This is a genomic window from Chloracidobacterium sp., from assembly GCA_016720705.1.
Classification (GTDB): domain Bacteria; phylum Acidobacteriota; class Blastocatellia; order Pyrinomonadales; family Pyrinomonadaceae; genus OLB17.
On record JADKKB010000005.1, the window covers coordinates 299,229 to 319,735 of the forward strand.

Sequence of the window (20,507 nt, forward strand, 5' to 3'; positions counted from 1 at the left end):
CTGCAGTTGCCACCGCGACCGATCAATGAACATCATTCCAATAATTACAAGCCGTCAAAAGTTGGTCATCGCTCTGGCGATCCTGACATTCGTCGTGCTTGCGATCGGCAGCGTTCTAACTCACAGACCGCAGATCGACGAAGGGATGTTTGCCGATCCGGCGCGCAATTTGGTCGAGCACGGATCATTCGGCACGACCTCGCTTGAGACTGACGGTTCACCTCTGTTGCGGATCGAGAAACGCACGTATTGGGTTATGCCGGTCTTTCTGCTGAATGTTGCTGGATCGTTCGAGGCTTTTGGCTTTGGGATGACCCAACTCCGTATCGTTTCGGTTTTGTGGGGACTGGTGTTGCTCGGCGCAGTGTATTTGATCGTATTTCAGATATCACGTGACCGCACTGTTGCCGCGGTGGCATTGGTCATCGCCGCCTGTGATTATATGGTCCTTGAAACCGCGTCCTCAGGCAGGATGGATATGATGAGTTCGTCGCTTGGATTTTTCGCCATCGCTCTGTATCTGCTTTTGCGTGAGCGAAACCTGTTTGCCGCCGTTCTGGTGAGCCATACGGTTATGACATTGGACGGATTAACGCACCCGAACGCGATAATGGCTTGGCTCGGGCTCGTGTTTCTAACGATCTATTACGACCGGACGCGGCTTCGGCTAGTACATATTGCGTTGGCTGCGATCCCTTATCTGATCGGTGGACTGGCATTCGGTTACTGGGTAATGCTGGACTTTGCGGCGTTTCGTTCGCAGTTTATAGACAATGCCACTATGGGCGGTAGGATGCAGGGCTTTACGTCTCCGGTGATGAATATACTCCGCGAATTTACCGAAAGGTATCCGCACGCGTACGGATTAAAAGCGGTCTCGAGCGGCCACAGCGGTCCGATCTACCTTAAGAGCGTGATACTGATTGGCTACATCGCCGGCATTGTCGGCGTTGTTTGGGTAAGCGAGCTTAGAAAGAAATATGCACCGCTGATCGTGCTGGCAGCCGTGTACTCGGCCATTCTCGCGATTCTCGACGGCCAAAAGCAGACAACTTATCTGATCCACGTTGTGCCGCTATTCGCGATATTTGCCGCAGCAATAACGACCTGGCTTTGGCGAATTAGACCCGCATTGCGATTGCCCGTCGCCGCGGTCTTTGCCTTGGTGCTGTTCATATCCGCAGGTGGAATGGCTTATCGCATTTCGGAGAATACTAACGCTCATTACTATCGGCCGATGACCGAGTATCTCAATGCGAACGCAAAAAACGGTGAGCTTGTGATGGGCGGATCAGAGTTGATATTCGGACTGGATCCACAGGTCGTTCACGTCGCGGACGGCCGCTTCGGATTCTATTCAAAAAAACGGCCGGAGTTTATCGTGACGGATAGTGCCGTCGAGGATTCGCTTGAACAGTCCGAGCGGCTATTTCCAGCTTTCTTCGAGTACTTTCCAAAACTGCTGCGTGAGGAATATGCCATCACATATGAGAATGCGGCTTTCAAAGTATATCGCCGAAATCACTGATCAGCGACCGCCGACGGTACGCGGATCGAGCGTGGCACCTACCGATTTACCGCCAATCCCTTTCTTGACATACGGACTGCCCGGATCGAGTTGATAGTTGCCCTTTGCGGTATCTACAAAACCGATCTGGCCGATCGCCGGCGGGTAGAAATTGGACGTGCCGTAATCGGACGCTTTGCCGCCGACGATTATGTTATTTGTGATAACTGCACCCGGAAAGTAGGTCGCGAGTGCGGGTTTGCCCGGGCCTACGGTATCGCCAAAGAAACCGTATTCGTTGTTAAAAACGATGTTATTGCGGAAAATAAATCCTTTGACCGGATCACCATACGCGAGGGTGATGCTGCCGTCGTGAATTACCGTGTTGTTTTCGATAATGACATTCGTGAATGTCGTTGATTTAATAAAAAAGCCGCGGCCGTCATATTTCTTGCCGCTGATGTCTTCGAAAATATTATTGCGTATCGTTAGATTGCGGCCGCCTTTGCCTTCACCGCCAAAGATGTTCAGAGCACTGCCCGATCCGCGCATAATGTTATTGGTAAACTCGATATCCTCGACAACTGCTTGCTTGCCACTGTCCTCAGCAGTTCGGAAAAGTACGCCGGTTCCTTCTTGAGCCATTTGCCAATTATTGGTCATCAAGTTGTTTTCGATCTTGATGCGGCGTCCACTTTTAATCTCAATAAAATTCTTGACGTTCCATTTGGTGCCTTTCCACTCGATCGGTTTGTTCAGGTGATTATCGCGGATGATGCAATCGGCCGCGACCAGTCCGAGGGAGTTCTGGGCGCCGCCGAAAAGGATGTTTTCCGCTGCGGCTTCCAGATAATTATTGATGATCTCGATCGGCCCGTCGGTGGCCCATACGGCGATGGCCTGACTTTCCTCACCGTCACGCTTAAAATCGGCAAAATAGCTATTTTCGATCTTGATGAATTTGCCATTGGCTGCAATACCGCGGCGTTGTCCCCATTTGGGGTCGCCGAGCAATGCGACGCGGTCAAATTCAATATGGTGAGGAATTTGTTCGATCGCCGATTCTTCGGTGGTGCCGATCTCAATGATGTTGTAGAGCCCTTCGATCGTCGGCCCAAATTCGACGCCGATAAATCTGAAATGATGTGCACTTGTTGCGGTGGTAAGTGCGGGTTCGCCCTTTATGTTCGAGACGATCTTGGGTAAAACAGCTGCGTATTTTTTGTAATCGAGCCGCTTGCCGGCCGGCGGCAACTGATCATCGCTCGCCGAAGTGCGGACCGTAATAAACTCGGCTCCGGGCTTATTTGGCAATCGGAACTTGCCCTTAAACGTGGAACCGGCGGCAAGCTCGATCGTGTCGCCGGGCTTGGCCCGATCAAGTGCCGCCTGAAAATTGCCGCCCGCCGGGACGCGTATTATGGCAAACGCGCCATTTGATATGATCGCCGCTTCCGGTTCGTGCAGTCCGCCGAGGGCGAGGTAGATAGCGACTCCCACTCCGGCAACCAAACACAGTACGGAAGCGGCTAACCACGCCTTTGACCTTGTCTTTGCCGCAGGTAGAGGCTTTGCTCGTACTTTGTTTCCGGCTGATCTTATCGCCTGTTCGACCATATTGTTCAATACTACTCTATTATCCGATACGACCAAATAAACTCGGAAATGAGCAAATAATCCAGATTCATCGAATGGCAAAAGAGCGTTTGAGGCGTTAATCTATCAAGGGTCGGCGGACGGCAGCGGCTTTATCTACAAGATTCCATCTATTGTTACTTTCTATACAAGATATGTGCGGGATAAACGGCATTGTATTTTCAAGGGATTCGGGCCGCGAGGTGTCACCGGATGTGCTGATCGGTATGCGCGATATAATGCGTCACCGAGGGCCTGACGACGGAGGCATTTTTGTCGATAAAAATGTCGGTATCGGTCATCGCCGACTCGCGATCGTTGACCCGCGACTTGGCATCCAGCCGATGTTTACTGATGATCGATCGTGCTCGATCGTCTACAACGGGGAAGTCTATGATCACGCCGATCACCGTGCCGAACTCGAATCAAGCGGTCATAGCTTTCACAGCCGCAGCGATACCGAGACCATTCTGCATCTATATCAGGAGCACGGCCGTGATTGTGTCGAATATCTCCGGGGAATGTTTGCATTCGCCATTTGGGACGCTAAACGCCAGGAACTGCTCATTGCTCGTGATCGTCTAGGCGTCAAGCCGCTCTATTACGTTCACTCTCAGGATGGCAGTCTATATTTTGCGTCCGAGATCAAGTCTTTGCTTGCCGCCGGAGCGGTTAAGCCTGAGATCAATTTTAACGCTTTGCCGGACCAACTTGCGGCACACGGCACCTCCCGCGACGAAACGCTCTACGCCGGTATCAAGCGGTTGATGCCCGGCCATACAATGGTATGGAAAGACGGCCGAATCGATATTCGCGAGTATTGGGACCTCAATTTTGAGCCAAAGCTCGAACCTAGAAGCGATGTAGAATTTGTCGACGCGTGGCGCGAAATGTTTCGCAAGTCCGTCGAGCTTCGATTAATGTCGGACGTTCCCCTGGGGATGTTTCTCTCCGGCGGGATCGACTCGAGCGCGATCGCCGCGATGATGTCGACGATGGTCTCAGAACCCATCAAGACATTCTCGGTCGGTTTTCGCGAGCGTGAGGCCAACGAACTTGGCTTTGCCCGACTCGTCGCCGATGCTTTTGGGACCGAACATCACGAGATCACGATCACGCCAAAGCAATTTTTTGACCAACTGCCGGACCTCGTCTGGCACGAGGACGAACCGATCGGCTTTATTGCCTCGGTACCTTTATATTTTGTTTCGAAACTCGCACAGGAGCACGTCAAGGTCGTTCTTACAGGTGAGGGAAGCGACGAAACGCTCGCGGGTTATGGCCGCTATGCCAAGACGCTGCAATTATTAAATTACGGTAGAAAGTACGAAAGCCTCACGCCCGGATTCGTGCGGAATGCTGTCCGTGGCGGTGTGGGGACGTTGCCGGGCGGGATAGGCAATAAACTCAGCCGAACCTTTCTAACGCGAAGTGCGGACATTGAGAATTTGTTTCTAGACAATTTTGGCGTATTTCCGCGAGCGATGCAGTCCGAACTGTTTTCGAAGGCGGTGCGGGAAAGGATCATCGATGTTGACCCCTATCTGCAGTCAAGAAAATGGTTGGTGAAGACCGATGCGATCGACCCACTCGACCAATTGCTGTATATCGATACTAAGACATATCTGCACGAGTTGCTGATGAAACAGGATCAGATGTCGATGGCCGCCTCGATCGAGAGCCGAGTGCCGTTTCTGGATCATAAGTTAGTCGAATTTGCGGCCCGAATGCCGCGTGAGATGAAACTGCGGGGCAATACGACAAAATGGATCCTCCGTGAGGCTATGAAGGGAATTTTGCCGGCGGAGATCCTCGATCGTCCGAAGATGGGATTTCCGGTGCCGGTCGGCAACTGGTTTCGCGGCGAATTCAAGCACATTGTTGAAGAATACGTTTTGAGCCCGAGAACGATCGAACGCGGGATCTTTGATGAGAGATTTGTAAGGGCGTTAGTCGCCCGCCATCAGGCAGGTGAGAATCACGACGAGAGAATATGGGCACTCGTAAATTTTGAGATATGGCAGCGGCGATTCTTTGACGGATTGGGGAACGCCGGATAAATGACGAATATCAGTAAGTCAACAACGCGATCCGCCGGGGCAGCGAGAGCAGAACTTCGAGGCCGTGACATTCTGTGTTTTAGCCACGACTGGACCGGCGATCCGTTGTCCAAAACACACCTGATGCGCGTGTTGGCAAAGGATAATCGCATACTTTGGATAAATGCGATCGCAAATCGTATGCCCACTGCGTCGTCCAAAGATGTCTCACGTATCTTTAAGAAACTAAAGAGCTTTGCCGAACCGGTCCGCGAGGTCGAGCCGAATATCTTTGTGCTCAATCCGCTAGCGATCCCGGCGTACGGCAGCAAGTTGATAGTCGACCTAAATCAGCGCTCGCTGGTACGGCAGGTCAGAAAGGCGATGCGAAAGCTCGGATTCGCCGACGTTATCAATATGGTCTTTAATCCCGCCGCCGGTATGATCGCCGGACATCTGGGTGAAAGCGAATTGATCTACTATTGCGTCGACGAATACACTGCATTTACGGGTTCCTCAGCCCTCAAGGAGATCGAGGAAAAGCTCTTTCGGATGTCCGACCTGGTCATTGTTTCAGCCGAAAAGCTTTACGATTCGAAAAAACAGTTTAACGAAAATACGCACATCATTCGTCACGGCACCGACTGGAAGCATTTCCGGACGGCACTCGATCCGGATCTCGCAATGCCTGAAGATATCCGCGGCTTACCACGTCCGATCATCGGATTTCACGGCCTGTTGGCAGACTGGGTCGATTTTGATCTGATAAAGAAAACCGCAGAATATTTTCACAATGGCTCCATCGTGCTCGTTGGCAAGACCAGTGTCGATGCCGAACAAAAGATCAAGGTGCTCAATGGTGTGCCAAATATTCACTTACTCGGCCGCAAACCCTACGAACAGTTGCCGGCGTACTGCAAGGCCTTTGACGTTGCACTTAACCCGTTTATGATCAACGAATTAACACTTGCGGCAAACCCCTTGAAGGTGCGCGAATATCTTGCGGCGGGCTTGCCGGTAGTGTCGACCGATATTCCCGAGGTACGCATTCTTGAGGATTGTCTGGTGGCAACCGGCCACGATGATTTCATTGCTAAGATCGAAAACGCTCTTTCGGATCCCAAACCCAGAGAAACTGTCAGCGACAAGATCGCCCACGAGAGTTGGGAAGCAAAGGTCGATGAACTGCGCTCGATCGTTGCGGTGTCAAAACAGTCACGGGGTGATCGCCGGTGATCGGCAGACCGAGGATGATACTTGGGGTTGCGTGTCTTATCGCGCTCTGGATATTCGTAGCACCATTTCTGGCAAAATGGCTGATCGTCGAACGAACGCTTGAGCACGCTGACGCTCTAATGGTTCTGAGCGGTTCGGCCGTTTATCGCGAACGAACGCGGATCGCCGCCGAACTCTACAAACAAGGTGTTGCACCGAGGATTTTCATCACCGATGACGGCCAGCGATCCGGTTGGTCGCTAGCGGACAAGGCCAACCCGCGGTTTGTCGAACTGGAACAACGCGAATTGATCGCAAACGGAGTTTTGCCGGACGCCATCACTATTCTGCCGGGAACGGTTTCCGGCACCGACGACGAGGCGATCGCTCTCCGGAACGAGATCGAAAAGAGTCATTTAGACTCGATCGTGATCGTCACGTCTGCCTATCACACCCGACGGGCACTATGGACATTTGAGCAAATATTGGCTGATAAACAGGTTGTTGTCGGGGTCGCATTTGCTCCGCCGGGGGAGTTTACCCCGAGGCCTTGGTCGTGGTGGTTGGGATTTCGCGGTTGGCGAATGGTGGCCGGAGAGTATTTGAAATTTGTGGTTTATCGATTTTATTACTAGATCAATCACCGTTATTCATCTTTAACATAAGTTCTGCAAAACGAGGATCCCCGCGGAGGCTGTCGAGATTGGTATCTTGTTCAAAGTAAGGCTTGTTTTGATTGCCGAGGCGGATAGCCTTGTTCAGCCACTTGAACGCGAGGTCGTATTCACCGAGCAACGCATACGTCGAACCGACCCAATATGCCATATCGTGGTCCGCACGAGAGACTGCCAGTGCGTCGTCGGTCAGTTGCTCGCGGGCTTCGTCAAAGCGTCCGGCACCTGCCAGGAATTCGGCGTAAAGGGGACGAATACCGTCCATTCGCGGATTGTCCGCCAAAACCTTTGCAACCATATCTATAGCTATGTCGAATTTGCCCTGATAATAATAGACGCCCGAACGAAAGATCTTGAGCATCGGATGATTCGGTTCCGCACGGACACCTTTATCCAGTTCGGCTAGAGCCTCGTCAAACTTGCGGTCATATATAAAGATCCGTGCGCGGTTGTACGCGGCGACCGCGCGTGCCGCCGGATCAAGTCGGGCTAGTTTCTCAAAGGCCTTGAGCGATTGCTCGTACTTGCCATCCAGGCGGTGAAGCACACCTTTCACAAAATATAGTGCGGCATCATTCGGAAATTGCTTTTCTAGCAGTTCGATCTCGGAACGTGCCTTTTTCTTTTCACTGCGGGCGAGATAGATCATCACCATCAGCACACGGGCTTCGACAACATTTTGATCGTAGAAAAATGCTTTGCTGAATGCCGCCTCGGCATAAGTGTAATCTTCGGGTTCGCCGAGGCCCTTAAACACTCGATTGGCATAACAGGCACCTAGGCCGCTGTATGCGAGAGCAAAGTGCGGATCGAGTTCGATCGCCCGTTTGAAATTGGCCATCGCGGCGTCGCAGTCTTCGGCGTCGATCGTACGAAAGATAAATCGGCCAAAATTATCGCGGCCTCGTAGATATTCTTCCCACGCCTCGGCATTATCAGTTGCGTGCTTGCCCAACTTTTCAGCTTCGAGATCGGTCAACTCGAGTCGAAGACCTTCGAGAATGCGCTGGGCTATCGCATCCTGAAGCGTAAGTATGTCGCTACCCTCGGCATCGATCCGGTCGCTCCAAAGTATGTCGCCCGTTACAACATCCAGCAGCTGAGCAGTCACTCGGAGTTTGTCACCCGAGCGAATAAATCCGGCAGACAGCACGGCGTGAACACGCAGATCCTTGCCCGTGTCCCTTGGGTTGACGTCCTTTCCCTGATACTTTGCGATCACCGAACTGGGCCGGACGATAATGGAACGGATCTGTGCGAGTTCGGTAATGACAGCGTCCGCCAGAGCAAATTCGTAAAAACTTGATGCCGCGTCGCCACTGAGGTTTTGGAAAGGCAGTATCGCTACGCTCTTTTTCTCGCTCCCCGCGGATGTCATCGAGATATCCGGGGCAAACGAGGTATAGCTATTGATGCTCGGCGTTAAACCGACCGAAGACTCTGAGCCCGTCCGTCCCTTAATCCAATTCCACGCCCGCTTGACCGGACTGCCGTCTGCGTGCGTTGGGGCGTAGGTGTCACCGGGCATAACCTGAGCACCGGCGATCTGCTGGAGGACACCTCGAAGGTCGTCCCGCATCTGACTGATCTTCTGATATCGGTCCTTGGGTTCTTTAGCCAGAGCCTTGTCGATAATTTGCTGCAATTGCGGCGGAACGGGATCGCGGCGCATTACGGCGAGCGGCTTTGGTGTCCCGTAGAGTACCTGATGGCGAACGTCTATGACCGTCTTGCCTTGGAAAGCCCAGATTCCGGTCAACATCTCATAAAGCAGAACGCCGGTCGAGAAAATGTCGGAGCGGTGATCCGCACGTTCGCCGCGTGCCTGCTCGGGGGCTGCGTACGTTGCCGTGCCGTAGGGAATGCCGAGTTCGGTGATCTCTGCATGATCTTGGCCGGCACGTTGGTCGGCGTGGTCATCCTCGAGCAATTTGGCCAGGCCAAAATCTAATATTTTGGCTTGCCCCGAATCCGTGACCATTATATTGCCGGCCTTAATATCGCGGTGAATTATGTTCTTGGAGTGCGCGTAGGCAAGAGCATCGGCCACTTGGATCGCTATTGAAACAGAGCTTCGGAGTTCCAGAGGCCTTCCGGCTACGAGTTGTCGGACATTCTTGCCGGCAACATATTGCATCGCGATGTAAAATACGCCATCTGCGCTATGAAAATCGTAGATCGTGCAAATATTGGGGTGGTCGAGCTGTGAACAGAGTTGGGCCTCGCGCTCAAATCGCTTGAAATTAGACGGTTTTAAAGTCAATTCGGGCGGCAATACCTTGATGACCGCGGTACGGTTAAGCTTGGTGTCAAGAGCCTTGTATACCGTGCCCTGGCCGCCGGAGCCGATCTTTTCGAGGATCTTGTATTGGTTGATCTGCGAACCAATCATAAAGTCTGCGGAACTCGAGGCGCATTAGAATGTGCGGCAACGAACACAGATCTAACGAATTCCGAAATTGAGTAAGAATCCATTATATGGCAGAAAGTAATTTGTGCAATCTGCCGCCCTCAAACTTTTGTAAAAAACCGGCAAACTGCCGATTATTCCGGGTGGATCGTTCAGCCTCGCGGCGGATCGCCCCAACCTGAGCCGATATATGCTCCATCTACGACAACACAGGGCACTACCGGATCTCCACCGGAAAACTCAAGCATCTCACGCTGCCGGATCTTATCGTTCTGCGCGTCAAATTCAGTAAATCCAATTCCTTGCGAATGATAATGGTCCTTTGCCTGCTTACAATATGGGCAACCGGGCTTTGTGTAAATAACTACGCTCATTGTTCAACGCTACACCTTTTAGGTAAGATAATCTAGCAAACCAAGCCTAGATCTCTATGACATTACCTGATATTTTCGCACCGTTTGAAAAGCTGGTTGAAATCGAAATACTTGGCGAGAAGCGCTTGGTACCTGAAAACAATTCGCTACTACGTTGTTTCCAGTATTTATCAATGGAGAGCATCTCATACGGTGAGTTTTGCTGGAACGGCGACTGTCTGAATTGTCAGGTCTGGCTTCAAAATGGCGATAAGGAAAAGGCAGTCATCGCCTGCCGAACGACCGTCAAACCCGATATGCGTATTATCCGAATGTCGGACGAGATCGATCTTGCGGGTGAATAGGCGACTCGCTCGATCGCCCATCGACATCAATATTTGGGAATGCTCGGGTCGACGTCATTCGACCACGCAGTGATCCCGCCGACCAGGTTATACATCTTGCCGCTAAATCCCATTTGGGCGAGTACGTCGATCGCCCGAGCACTTCGGCCGCCCATTTTACAATGAACAACCGTCTCGCGTGTTGGGTCGATCTCATTGATCCGCGAGATGACCTCACCAAGCGGGATAAGCTTAGCCGACGCAATTCTCGCAAATGCGTATTCGTCAGGTTGGCGGACATCAATTAGCTGTATGTCGTCACCTGCATCTAAACGGGCCTTAAGGTCGCTGGCTGTGATCTCATTCATAATGGTCTTTTCCGTATCTCCTATCGGTCTAATGTTTGTTATATAAATATTAGCATTTGCGGACTGAGATTATCCAATTCGCCGCGTGTCCGTCGAAATCAGGTATGCCGGGGACTAATGCGCGCGGTTTACAAAAATTTACAATCCAAAACCATTGCGTCGGGCGAAAGTATTATAAAATACTGAACTTACGTTAATTTATCTTATGTGGAAACCAGTCATCAGACCTTTGATCGCCATTACTATAGCCGCAACCGCGATCGCCTGTGGATCGTCCGGCGGAGAAAAGAAAAGCTCAGGCGATGCCAAGAACGACGAAGCCCTGTCGGCTCCGGCAATCAGTATCACGATTGGAAAGAGTGAGTCCCGGGACGTGGCGTCAGCCATCCGCGCAACCGGTAGTCTAATTGCCAACGAAACTTCGAATGTCGCGCCAAAGTCCGCCGGTAAGATCGCAAACTTAAACGTGGACATCGGTGATTTCGTCGTCGGCGGAGCGGTGATCGCAAGGGTTGACGACCGTGACGCCAAATTACAACTTGCGTCGGCACTCGCGGCGGTAAAAGTTGCCAAATCGTCCGTACGACAGGCCGAGGCTCGCTTGGGGCTGCTTGGGAACGGAAAGTTTACCGCGACATCCATCCCGGAAGTGCGGGTCGCAAATGCGAATTATGAACAGGCTCAGGCCGAATTGAAACAAGCCGAGGCCAATGAAAAGCGATATCGTGAACTTACTGAGTCCGGCGATGTGGCGATGATCACATATGAGCAGTTTCGGACACAGCGTGATACCGCCCGCACCCGTGCAAATGCCGCCAAGGAGCAGTTTGAGGCAGCGATCAATACAGCACGGCAGAGTAATCAGGCAATCGCTAGTGCGGAAGCTCAGGTTGAATCGGCCCAGACCCAAGTGGCTAACGCCCAGCAAGCGATCGTCGACACCATTATTAGGGCACCTTTTTCCGGATTTGTGAGTAGCCGTCCGGCGGCGGTCGGTGAATATGTCTCGTCTGCGTCGGTTGTGGCGACCATCCTGCGTACCAACCCGATAAAGGTGCAGATACAAGTTGCCGAAGCCGATACTCCGTTCATCGCCGCGGGCCGCGGAGTTTCGCTTGAGGTAGACGCCTACAAAGATCGTAAGTTTGCCGGAACGGTGTCGTCGGTAAACCCGGCCATCGATCCGGTTTCGCGAGCGGCCATTATCGAAGCCCTTATTGAGAATGGTGATAATGCACTGCGACCGGGAATGTTCGCAAATGTCCGTATTAACAAAGAGGGCGGGACCAAGGGAGTGTTTGTTCCGCGTTTCGCGGTGATCAAGGACGAAGCGACGCAGTCATATCGAGTTTTTGCGATTCAGGAGGGCGTTGCCAAGCTCCTCACAGTGCAGATCGGTCTCGAGGAAGGTGATTTTGTTCAGATAGTCTCGGGCGTAGACGCTGATCTGACAGTTGCAACAGGCAACCTCGGACAGCTGTATGAAGGTGCGAAAGTGACATTCTGATGTCGGTGCCGTTGCTCTGTGGGCCGCATATCGTAGGGACATCCGTCGATCTGGTATTAGATTTTGTGACATAGAAGTATTATGCAGTGGTTAGCCGAAATTTGTGTTCATCGCCCGGTCTTTGCGACCGTCATCGTACTGTTTCTAACGGTTGTCGGAGGTTTTAGTTTCTTCACCTTAGGTGTGGATCGATTTCCGAAAATCGACCTGCCGACGATCTCGGTATCGACAAGTAATAGCGGAGCTGCTCCGCAGGAGATCGAGACGGAGGTGACCGATATCATCGAAGGTGCCCTGAACACGGTGCCTGGTGTCGAAGAAATGCGGTCGACATCATCTCGGGGACGCTCAAGCGTAAATCTTACGTTCAATCTTGAGAAGAATCCGGATCAGGCGTTTCAGGAGATCCAGCAAAAACTCAGCGGTGCGGTAAACCGCCTGCCGGAAAACGCCGATCCGCCGTCAGTTCAGAAATCAGATCCGGACTCGCAGCCAATTCTAATGTACTCGGTCAGTGCTCCGCGAGATCTGACCGAACTGACTACGCTCGTCCAGAATCTCCTCCAAAAGCGGATCGAGTCGGCCGATGGTGTCGGCGAGGTCTTCATTTGGGGGGCACGCGAAAAACAGATCAAGATCTTCGTAAACCCCGACAGGCTCAAGGCCTACAATCTGTCTGTTACGGAAATTTCAAATGCGGTCCGTGGGCAGAATCAGGAGTTGCCCGGCGGCAGTCTCGTCGAAGGTGCCAAAACCCTCGGCGTCCGCACAATGAGCAAGCTGACGGAGGTGAGCCAGTTCGCCGACATCGTAATTACGACTCGAAATTCATATCCGATCAAGATAAAAGACGTTGCGCGTGTGGAGTCGACCGGTGCTGATGCCAGCACAGCGGCATCGCTCGACGGCGTTCAGGCGGTCAGCCTCGGTATCAGAAAGCAATCCGGAGCCAACACGATAGCCGTTATCGAAAACGTCAAAAAGCGAATGGCAGAGATCCTGCCGAATATGCCGCCGGATATGAAATTCGCATTGATCCGCGATCAATCAGAATTTATCCAAAATAGTTTGACGGCGATCGAGGAACATCTGATCCTCGGCGGATTGTTTGCGGCCGTGGTTGTTTTCTTTTTCCTTTGGAATTTCCGGACGACGATCATCGCCGCTCTGGCCATACCGATCTCGATCATTGCCTCTTTCGCGGTCATCGCGGCCTTGGGCTATTCGCTTAATCAGATGACGATGTTGGCTCTGACCTTAATGGTCGGCATCGTGATCGATGACGCGATCGTGGTGCTCGAAAACATCTATCGGTTCGTCGAGGAAAAAGGGATGAATCCCTTTGAGGCCGCAGTCGAAGGCACCAAGGAGATCGGACTTGCCGTCCTTGCCACGACACTCTCGCTACTGGCGGTTTTTATCCCCGTCGGGTTTATGACCGGCATCGTCGGCCGGTTTATGTCATCCTTCGGACTAACGTCGGCGGCGGCGATCGCTGTCAGTCTGATCGTGTCATTTACGATCACGCCGATGCTCGCGGCCAGATGGATCAAAGCCAAGAAACATCCTGTCGGAGCGACGAACGATCCTGAAGTAGACGATGCATACGCCGTCGCGAATGAACCGGGACTCGAGCAGAACAGCGAAGCCGCCGGTCACGATCGGTCTGATTCGAAGGCAGGGTGGTTTTACAGCAAGGTCGATGGAACGTATACGTGGCTGCTGAAATTATCGATGCGTTATCGGTGGGCTGTCGTTTTGATCTGCGTCCTGACCGTTGCGTCGATCGTGCCGCTTTATAAATTCGTCGGTATGGCGTTTTTGCCGGATGAGGACGAATCTCTGTTTCAGATAAATCTGCGAGCCCCTCAGGGAACGTCACTCTCGGCGACGCAATCCATACTCGACCGTATCGCCCGCGATGTTCGCGAACAATTGCCCGGCGTTAAAAATACGCTTGTTCTCGCCGGTTTCGGGCGCGGTTCGGGACCAAATAACGGTTTTATCAACGTCAGCTTACTTCCGGTCGGTGATCGTAAAAAATCACAGGCGGACCTGATCAATCAGTCTCGGGCGCTCGTCAAGAAATATGCGTCAAAAGAATATCAGGTGACCGTTTCGGCATCGTCGTCGATCGCACAGGGCATCGGACTCGGCCGCGGCGGCAGCGGTATTGGATTTTTCATCGCCGGCCCCGATATGGATAAGTTGACCTTGTATGCCAATCAACTTGTCGACAAAATGAAGGAGGATCCGTCATTTCGCGATCCTGACAATTCGATCGACATTGGGACGCCCGAATTACGTGTGCTTATAGACCGAGCCAAAGCGGCTGATCTTGGCGTTGCGGCGGGCAATGTGGCTCAGGCTCTCAACATACTGGCTGCCGGGCAAAGGGTGTCAACGTTTAACGAGAATTCGGTCCAGTATGATGTGATCATACAGGCAGATGAGCCCTTTAGACGCGACCGCAGCAGTTTCCAAAACTTTGCCGTTGCGTCGACGAGCGGTGCGGTGGTCGGTCTGGACAAGGTGATCAAGGTCGAAGAAGGTTTAAGCCCATCGTCGATCAGTCGGCTTAATCGGCAACGAGTCGTGACGATCTCTGCCGGATTGCCGCCCAACTCGTCCGAGTCGGACGCTTTGGCAAAACTGCAAAAGCTGGCGACGAATCTTAAAATGGGGCCGGAATATATTACCGGAGTCAGCGGTCAGTCAAAGGAACTGCAAAAGGCATATGAATCGTTTTTGCTGGCGTTCCTTTTGTCATTCGTATTTATGTATCTGATCCTCGCGGCTCAATTCGAGTCGTTTATCCACCCGGTGACGATCCTTTTGACACTGCCGCTCGCGATACCGTTCGCTCTCTTGTCGACAGCGATGGCCGGGCAAACGCTGAATATTTTTTCCGCACTCGGGATTCTGCTGCTTTTCGGGATCGTCAAAAAGAACGCTATTCTGCAGATCGATCACACGAATACACTTCGAGCCAGTGGGCTTAACCGATACGACGCAATCATCCAGGCAAACCGGGATCGCTTACGGCCTATCCTTATGACGACGATCGCTCTCGTTGCCGGTATGATACCGCTGATACTTGGCAGCGGAGCGGGTGCCGCGACCAATCGTTCGATCGGCGTCCTTGTGGTCGGCGGCCAATCGATGTGCTTGTTGCTGACACTATTGGCAGTACCTGTTTTCTACTCACTATTTGACGACGCTAAGGGGTCAGGCGTCTGGCAATCGCTTTCCGGCGGCGTCCGTGGCCTGTTTTCAGTTTTCAAACGGCAGAAGGCCGGTGGCGAATCGGAGGAGTCGGCCTAGCTTTATGTCTTTGACCTATTTTCAAACTCGGCTGAAACTGGACAGCCTCAAGAACGTAATTGCAGTTTTTGTATTATTCGCGGCGTTTGCGATCGGAGCATACGGTCAGTCGCCGACGCCTACGCCGGATCTGCCGCCGCCCATTTCGCCTGATCTGGCATTGCCGTCGACACCAATGCCAAGTAACGAGCGGATCGGAGTCAATTCGGCTGACACGCTTTCGATAACGCTTGAAATGGCGATCGAGATGGCGCTCCGAAATAATAACGATATTGATTCGTCGCGTAATGACTCTCAGATTACGGACCTTCGACTTGACGGAGCACGCGGCGTGTACGATCCCTTGATAACGTCGGATAACTATTATGAACGGGCAACGACGCCGACCGCATCGGCGATCGGCGGAGCAGTTAACGGTGCGGTCACGCAGACCCGATTTTTTAATTCGGCGGGCGTGAGCGGGTTTACACCTGCTGCAGGCGGATCGTATTCAGTATTGTTCAATTCATCCAGGACGACGACCAGCAACACCAACTCCTTTCTCAATCCACAATACCCATCGTCGATGACGTTCAATTACACGCAACCATTGATGCGCGACAGGAAGTTTGACGGCAATCGGCGTTCGATCGAGATCGCTAAGCGAAATCGGTCGATCAGCGACGCACAATTACGTATCAAGGCGATCGACGTCATTTCAGGTGTCGAGTCAGCATATTGGGACCTGACATTTGCGTTAAGAAACCTACAGGTGCAGACCGACACGCTCAAGCAAGCAAAGGAACAGCTTGAGAGTAACAAACGATTGGTCGCAAAGGGCGTTCTGGCACCGATCGAGATCGTGGCCGCTAACGCTCAGATATCGACCTTTGAACAAACCGTCTTTCTCGCTCAGGAAAACGTTACGCGTGCTGAAAATTCTCTAAAAACACTTTTGTTGCCCGACCGGGCGTCGCCGGAGTGGGTGCGTCCATTGACGCCGGTCACGCCGGTATCACGCCGATCGCCGGATGTCACACTCGATGTGGCAGTTCAACAAGCGATGAAGAATCGGCCCGAGGTCGATCAATGGGCGGTCACCGAGGAGATAAATAAGATCGACGAAAGGTATTTCCGGGATCAGAAAAAGCCGCAGATCGACCTTTACGGGATCTACACGACGGCCGGACTTGCCGGAACCGAGACGCCCGCCGCAATCAGTCCAACGACGGGTCTAAGTCGTGTTCCGTCTAATCTCGTCGGCGGCTATTTTAACTCGCTCGGAAACTTACTCCAACAGGATTATCCGACTTTTCGGGTCGGGGTCTCGATATCGTTGCCGTGGGGCAACCGAACGGCTAAGGCAAATCTCGGCCAGAATCGGGTTGAGGCCGAACAGATCCGCAATTTGCGTGCGCAGGCTGAGCAAAGGATCGAGGCAGAGGTCCGAAATGCGCTGCAGACTCTACGTTCGGCGGATGCCCGGCTTTTGTCAGCCACCGCTGCCCGGATCGCCTCAGAGGAGCTGTACGCGAGTGAACAGAGACAATTCAGAAGCGGAACAACCACATTCTACCTTGTTCTCCAGCGACAGACCGATCTGCTGGGAGCACGCGGGCGAGAGTTACAGGCCCAAACTGATCTGAACAAGGCGATATCCGCATTTCAGCGATCGATCGGCAACACGCTGTCGGTCAATAACGTGACAGTCTCGAAATAGTCCTATTGGATCTTCGGAACTTCGATGGTTAGGTCCGCTGATCGGAATTGGGGCTGGTCGCCAAAACCAAACATATCCGGTCCGTTTACCAGATGGCGTTCAACCGTTTGGACGTCGATAGGCCTTGAAAAGTAGTATCCTTGGCCAAGTGTGCAGCCGAGAGCCCGCAATTTCTCGAGTTGGCTTTCGGTCTCGATCCCTTCAGCAACTACCTCGATATTCAAATTCTCGCCCAGCATCAGGATGGTTTTGACAATGGCACCGCTCTTTTCATCCTCGTCCATTATCTGGACAAAGGATCGGTCGATCTTCAATCGTTCGAACGGGAATTTCTGCAGATAACTAAGGCTCGAGTATCCCGTGCCAAAGTCGTCAGTCGAAAGTTCGATCCCGAGGGCATCCAGATCTGAAAGCACCTTTAGCGACCGTTCGCTGTGTTCCATAACGGTACTCTCGGTGACTTCGAGCTTTAATTGACGTGAATCAAGTCCGGAGTTAGCCAAAACCTCTTCGACCTGAGCGGTCAGGGAGGGATGCATCAACTGTTTGGCAGATAGATTGACACTCACCGACAGCGGCCTGCCAAATTTCTTTTGCCATTCGGCGATCTGGCAGCAGGCCTCATTCATGATCCACTTTCCGATCTGGATGATCAATCCGGTTTCCTCAGCAACGCCGACGAACTCATTTGGCAAAACCAGGCCGTGCTTTGGATGGCGCCAACGGATCAGGGCCTCAAATTCATATACGCAACCGGTTGAAAGTTGAACGATCGGCTGATAGAGCACTTCGAACTGATTTCGTTCGACGGCGTGGCGAAGGTCAGTTTCGATCTGTAGCAAGTTCATATTGCGAACGTGCATTTCACGATCGAAGATCTCGTATCTTGCTTTACCCGCTTCCTTCGCACGATACATAGCCGCATCGGCATCACGAAGAAAGTCTTCCGGTTGACGATGAGCATCGCTTGAGACGATTATCCCGATGCTCGCGGTGGTGAAAACTTCGTAGTTGTCGATCTTAAACGGCTCAGAGATACGGGCTTGGAGACGTTCGGCGACACGGGCGACCTCGTTAGTATCACCACATCGATTCAGCAGGATCACAAATTCGTCGCCGCCAAGCCGGGATACTACATCGCCGGGACGCACGCCTGCCAGGAGTCGCTCGGCGATCGCTACCAATAACTTGTCTCCCACTGCGTGGCCGAGGCTGTCATTGATAACCTTAAAGCGGTCAAGATCTAGAAATAGGACCGCAAATCGAGCAAAATTATTTCCATCCGAACGGTCGACCGCTTGCCGGAGGTGATTCATAAATTGAACGCGATTCGGCAACTCGGTCAACGTGTCGTGGAGTGCATAGTGACGAAGCCGCTCTTCGGCTCGATTGCGTTCTGTAATATCGCGAAAGCAACAGACACGGCCGACGGGCTTATCTTCGATAAACTGAGGTTGAGAGTACCGTTCGTATATCCGACCATCACGCAGTTCGATGATATCCGTGTGGACGCCCAACGGATCAGCGAACAGTGACTCGCAGTTCAACGCAAATTGTATGGGTTCGGCCATCTGCTCGGTTATATGTTGGACGAGCAATTCGCCTTTACCCACTTCAACAACGGCGGACGGGACATCCCACATTTCACGAAATTTGGTATTGCAGGTGACGATCTCGCGATCGAGGCTCATAACGACAATACCGTCGGCAGTCGATTCGAATGTCGAAGCAAATAGCGAGATCGTATTGACCAAAGACTCTTGGGCTTGGCGACGCTCACTGATGTCTCGACCGATGCCCTGAACACCGACCGGAACGCCATCATTTACGATCAGCCTCGTACTCATTTCCAACGGCACGCGGCGGCCATCACTGGCGATCACCTCTAGTTCATAGGTGGTCGGCCGATCCTCGAACATTTTGGAGGCAGTCATCGCGCGCGCAGTTTCTAGAAACTCGGTGGCGACGATATCAGCTATATTCTTTCCAACGGCGTCTACGCGGCTATAGCCGGTTATCCTCTCGCCGGCACGATTCAGCGAAGTGAAGTTGCCTTCGAGATCGTGGGTGTAGATCAAGTCATTCGCATTTTCGAAAAGGTCGCGATAACGCTCCTCGTTCTTTCGATTGATCTCTTGGGTCCGTTTCCGCTCGGTGATGTCGCGAGCAACACCCTGGATAGCCACGGCCTCTCCGTTCTTGCGGATCACAGAGCTGTTTACCTCGAGAGTAATGGGGCTGCCGTCCTTCTTAAAGCACGCTACTTCATAAACGGTCTGATCAGTGTCACCCGCGATCTTCTTGGCAAGATTCTGCTTCATCACTTCCAGGTCTTCCGGGGCCGTGACCGAGGCCATATTTAGCGACATCGCCTCATCTTTGGTATAGCCGAAGATCTTCGATGCGGCGTCATTGATCGAGATGTAGTTGCCGTGAAGATCGTGCACGTAAATGATGTCGTTTGCGTTTTCGAATAATTGACGATATCGTGCTTCACTTTCGGTCAATGCGAGGTCCGCTCGACGCCGTTCAGTGATGTCCTGCCACATTACAAGACCGGCGAATATGGCACCATACTCGTCGCGAACCGGGATTATATGTACCTGGTAACTCACACCATTACGGTCGGTGTCCAAAACGATCTTCTCACCGGCGAGAGCTCGGCGGTAGATGCTCTCCCATTCACCATAATCATCGCCGTCGAAAATGTCCCTCAGCGTCTTGCCTTCAAACATCTTGGCGTCGTAATTGTGATATTTGAGTTGGTCACCCTCGGCAAGTGTATAGCGAAGGTCGTGGTCAAAGAGTAGTACGGCCGTCTCGGGTATGTGTTGTGCAAGGGTGCGATACAAGCGTTCGCGCTTCTGCAATTCGAGCACCGCGATCTTTCGTTCCGTGACGTCAAGTATCACACCCTGCCAGCAGATAGGAATGCCGTTCGCATCCTTAATAAAACAACTGCGGTCACGAACCCAAAAAATGGAACCATCACTGCCAACCAGGCGATATTCAAAATCGATTCCTTCGCCCGATTGCATTGCACTTCGTGTGCCGTCCAAAACCTGGTCGCGGTCTTCAGGATGGATGACTCGAGCCCAGATATTGGCATCATTCATCCACTCGTCATAGTGATATCCAAATTTTTCGACGGTTCTACTAATGTAAATGGGTTTATACGGCGAAACAGGTTCCACCGCGTAAAACATTATCGGCAGATTTTCAATAAATCCCCGAAAGGTACTGTCGCTGATCGCAGTGCTGGCCGCACCGGACGAGGATACTAACGCATCATCAAGGGGTGTCGAGATCACTTGTTCAGAATTTGTCCGTTGCTTTTTGGACATAGAGAGCGAATATTAGTTAGGTTACCTAGTCTCAGGGCACGCGAGGGGAGTTTGTGGAGTCGTTGCTGCGGCAAGTCAAAATGTCGAG

The 20,507-nt window shown here is 52.3% G+C and carries 13 protein-coding genes; 8 read left to right on the plus strand and 5 right to left on the minus strand.

Annotated elements, in window-relative coordinates; translation table 11 throughout:
* Positions 1 to 25 precede the first annotated feature (25 nt).
* Positions 26 to 1,528, plus strand: coding sequence for a glycosyltransferase family 39 protein (locus tag IPQ00_04550; protein MBL0239829.1), 1,503 nt, complete (start codon positions 26 to 28; stop codon positions 1,526 to 1,528).
* Here IPQ00_04550 and IPQ00_04555 read toward each other — a convergent pair whose 3' ends face one another.
* Positions 1,529 to 3,133 carry a right-handed parallel beta-helix repeat-containing protein gene (locus IPQ00_04555; GenBank protein ID MBL0239830.1) on the minus strand — a complete coding sequence of 535 codons (1,605 nt, stop codon included), beginning with the start codon at positions 3,131 to 3,133 and terminating at the stop codon, positions 1,529 to 1,531. It lies immediately after the preceding gene.
* Between the two features lie 164 nt (positions 3,134 to 3,297).
* Here IPQ00_04555 and asnB point away from each other — a divergent pair, with 164 nt between their 5' ends.
* Genes asnB through IPQ00_04570 form a run of 3 tightly spaced genes read left to right on the plus strand, consistent with a single transcriptional unit; the run spans position 3,298 to position 7,031 of the window.
* A complete protein-coding gene (gene asnB / locus IPQ00_04560) occupies positions 3,298 to 5,202 on the plus strand; it encodes an asparagine synthase (glutamine-hydrolyzing) (GenBank protein MBL0239831.1) in 1,905 nt (634 codons plus the stop codon).
* On the plus strand, positions 5,203 to 6,417 hold the full coding sequence (locus IPQ00_04565) for a glycosyltransferase (protein MBL0239832.1): 1,215 nt from the start codon (positions 5,203 to 5,205) through the stop codon (positions 6,415 to 6,417).
* Positions 6,414 to 7,031, plus strand: coding sequence for a YdcF family protein (locus IPQ00_04570; GenBank protein MBL0239833.1), 618 nt, complete (start codon positions 6,414 to 6,416; stop codon positions 7,029 to 7,031). Before IPQ00_04565 ends, IPQ00_04570 begins: the two co-directional genes overlap by 4 nt.
* A 1-nt stretch (position 7,032) precedes the next feature.
* Here the strand turns inward: IPQ00_04570 and IPQ00_04575 are convergent, their stop codons facing one another.
* Both IPQ00_04575 and IPQ00_04580 read right to left on the minus strand, forming a co-directional pair.
* Entirely contained in the window at positions 7,033 to 9,462 is a 2,430-nt protein-coding gene (locus IPQ00_04575; GenBank protein ID MBL0239834.1) for a protein kinase, read from the minus strand.
* A gap of 170 nt (positions 9,463 to 9,632) precedes the next feature.
* Positions 9,633 to 9,854 (minus strand): glutaredoxin 3, encoded by a 222-nt coding sequence (locus IPQ00_04580; protein ID MBL0239835.1) that lies wholly within the window; start codon positions 9,852 to 9,854, stop codon positions 9,633 to 9,635.
* 56 nt (positions 9,855 to 9,910) lie between these two features.
* On the opposite strand from IPQ00_04580, the gene IPQ00_04585 reads away from it, so the two are divergent.
* A complete protein-coding gene (locus IPQ00_04585) occupies positions 9,911 to 10,198 on the plus strand; it encodes a hypothetical protein (protein MBL0239836.1) in 288 nt (95 codons plus the stop codon).
* Positions 10,199 to 10,224: 26 nt separating this feature from the next.
* Here the strand turns inward: IPQ00_04585 and IPQ00_04590 are convergent, their stop codons facing one another.
* The gene (locus IPQ00_04590; GenBank protein MBL0239837.1) at positions 10,225 to 10,545 is read right to left on the minus strand and encodes a hypothetical protein; all 321 of its coding nucleotides are present in this window, start codon (positions 10,543 to 10,545) and stop codon (positions 10,225 to 10,227) included.
* Positions 10,546 to 10,750: 205 nt separating this feature from the next.
* Here IPQ00_04590 and IPQ00_04595 point away from each other — a divergent pair, with 205 nt between their 5' ends.
* From IPQ00_04595 to IPQ00_04605, 3 genes are all read left to right on the plus strand, one after another.
* Positions 10,751 to 12,052: an efflux RND transporter periplasmic adaptor subunit gene (locus IPQ00_04595; GenBank protein ID MBL0239838.1), complete on the plus strand. Its 1,302-nt coding sequence runs from the start codon at positions 10,751 to 10,753 to the stop codon at positions 12,050 to 12,052.
* Between the two features lie 81 nt (positions 12,053 to 12,133).
* The gene (locus tag IPQ00_04600) at positions 12,134 to 15,376 is read left to right on the plus strand and encodes an efflux RND transporter permease subunit (protein MBL0239839.1); all 3,243 of its coding nucleotides are present in this window, start codon (positions 12,134 to 12,136) and stop codon (positions 15,374 to 15,376) included.
* A gap of 4 nt (positions 15,377 to 15,380) precedes the next feature.
* The gene (locus tag IPQ00_04605; GenBank protein MBL0239840.1) at positions 15,381 to 17,075 is read left to right on the plus strand and encodes a TolC family protein; all 1,695 of its coding nucleotides are present in this window, start codon (positions 15,381 to 15,383) and stop codon (positions 17,073 to 17,075) included.
* A 2-nt stretch (positions 17,076 to 17,077) separates the two neighbouring features.
* Here the strand turns inward: IPQ00_04605 and IPQ00_04610 are convergent, their stop codons facing one another.
* Entirely contained in the window at positions 17,078 to 20,419 is a 3,342-nt protein-coding gene (locus IPQ00_04610; GenBank protein ID MBL0239841.1) for a PAS domain S-box protein, read from the minus strand.
* Positions 20,420 to 20,507: the final 88 nt, after the last annotated feature.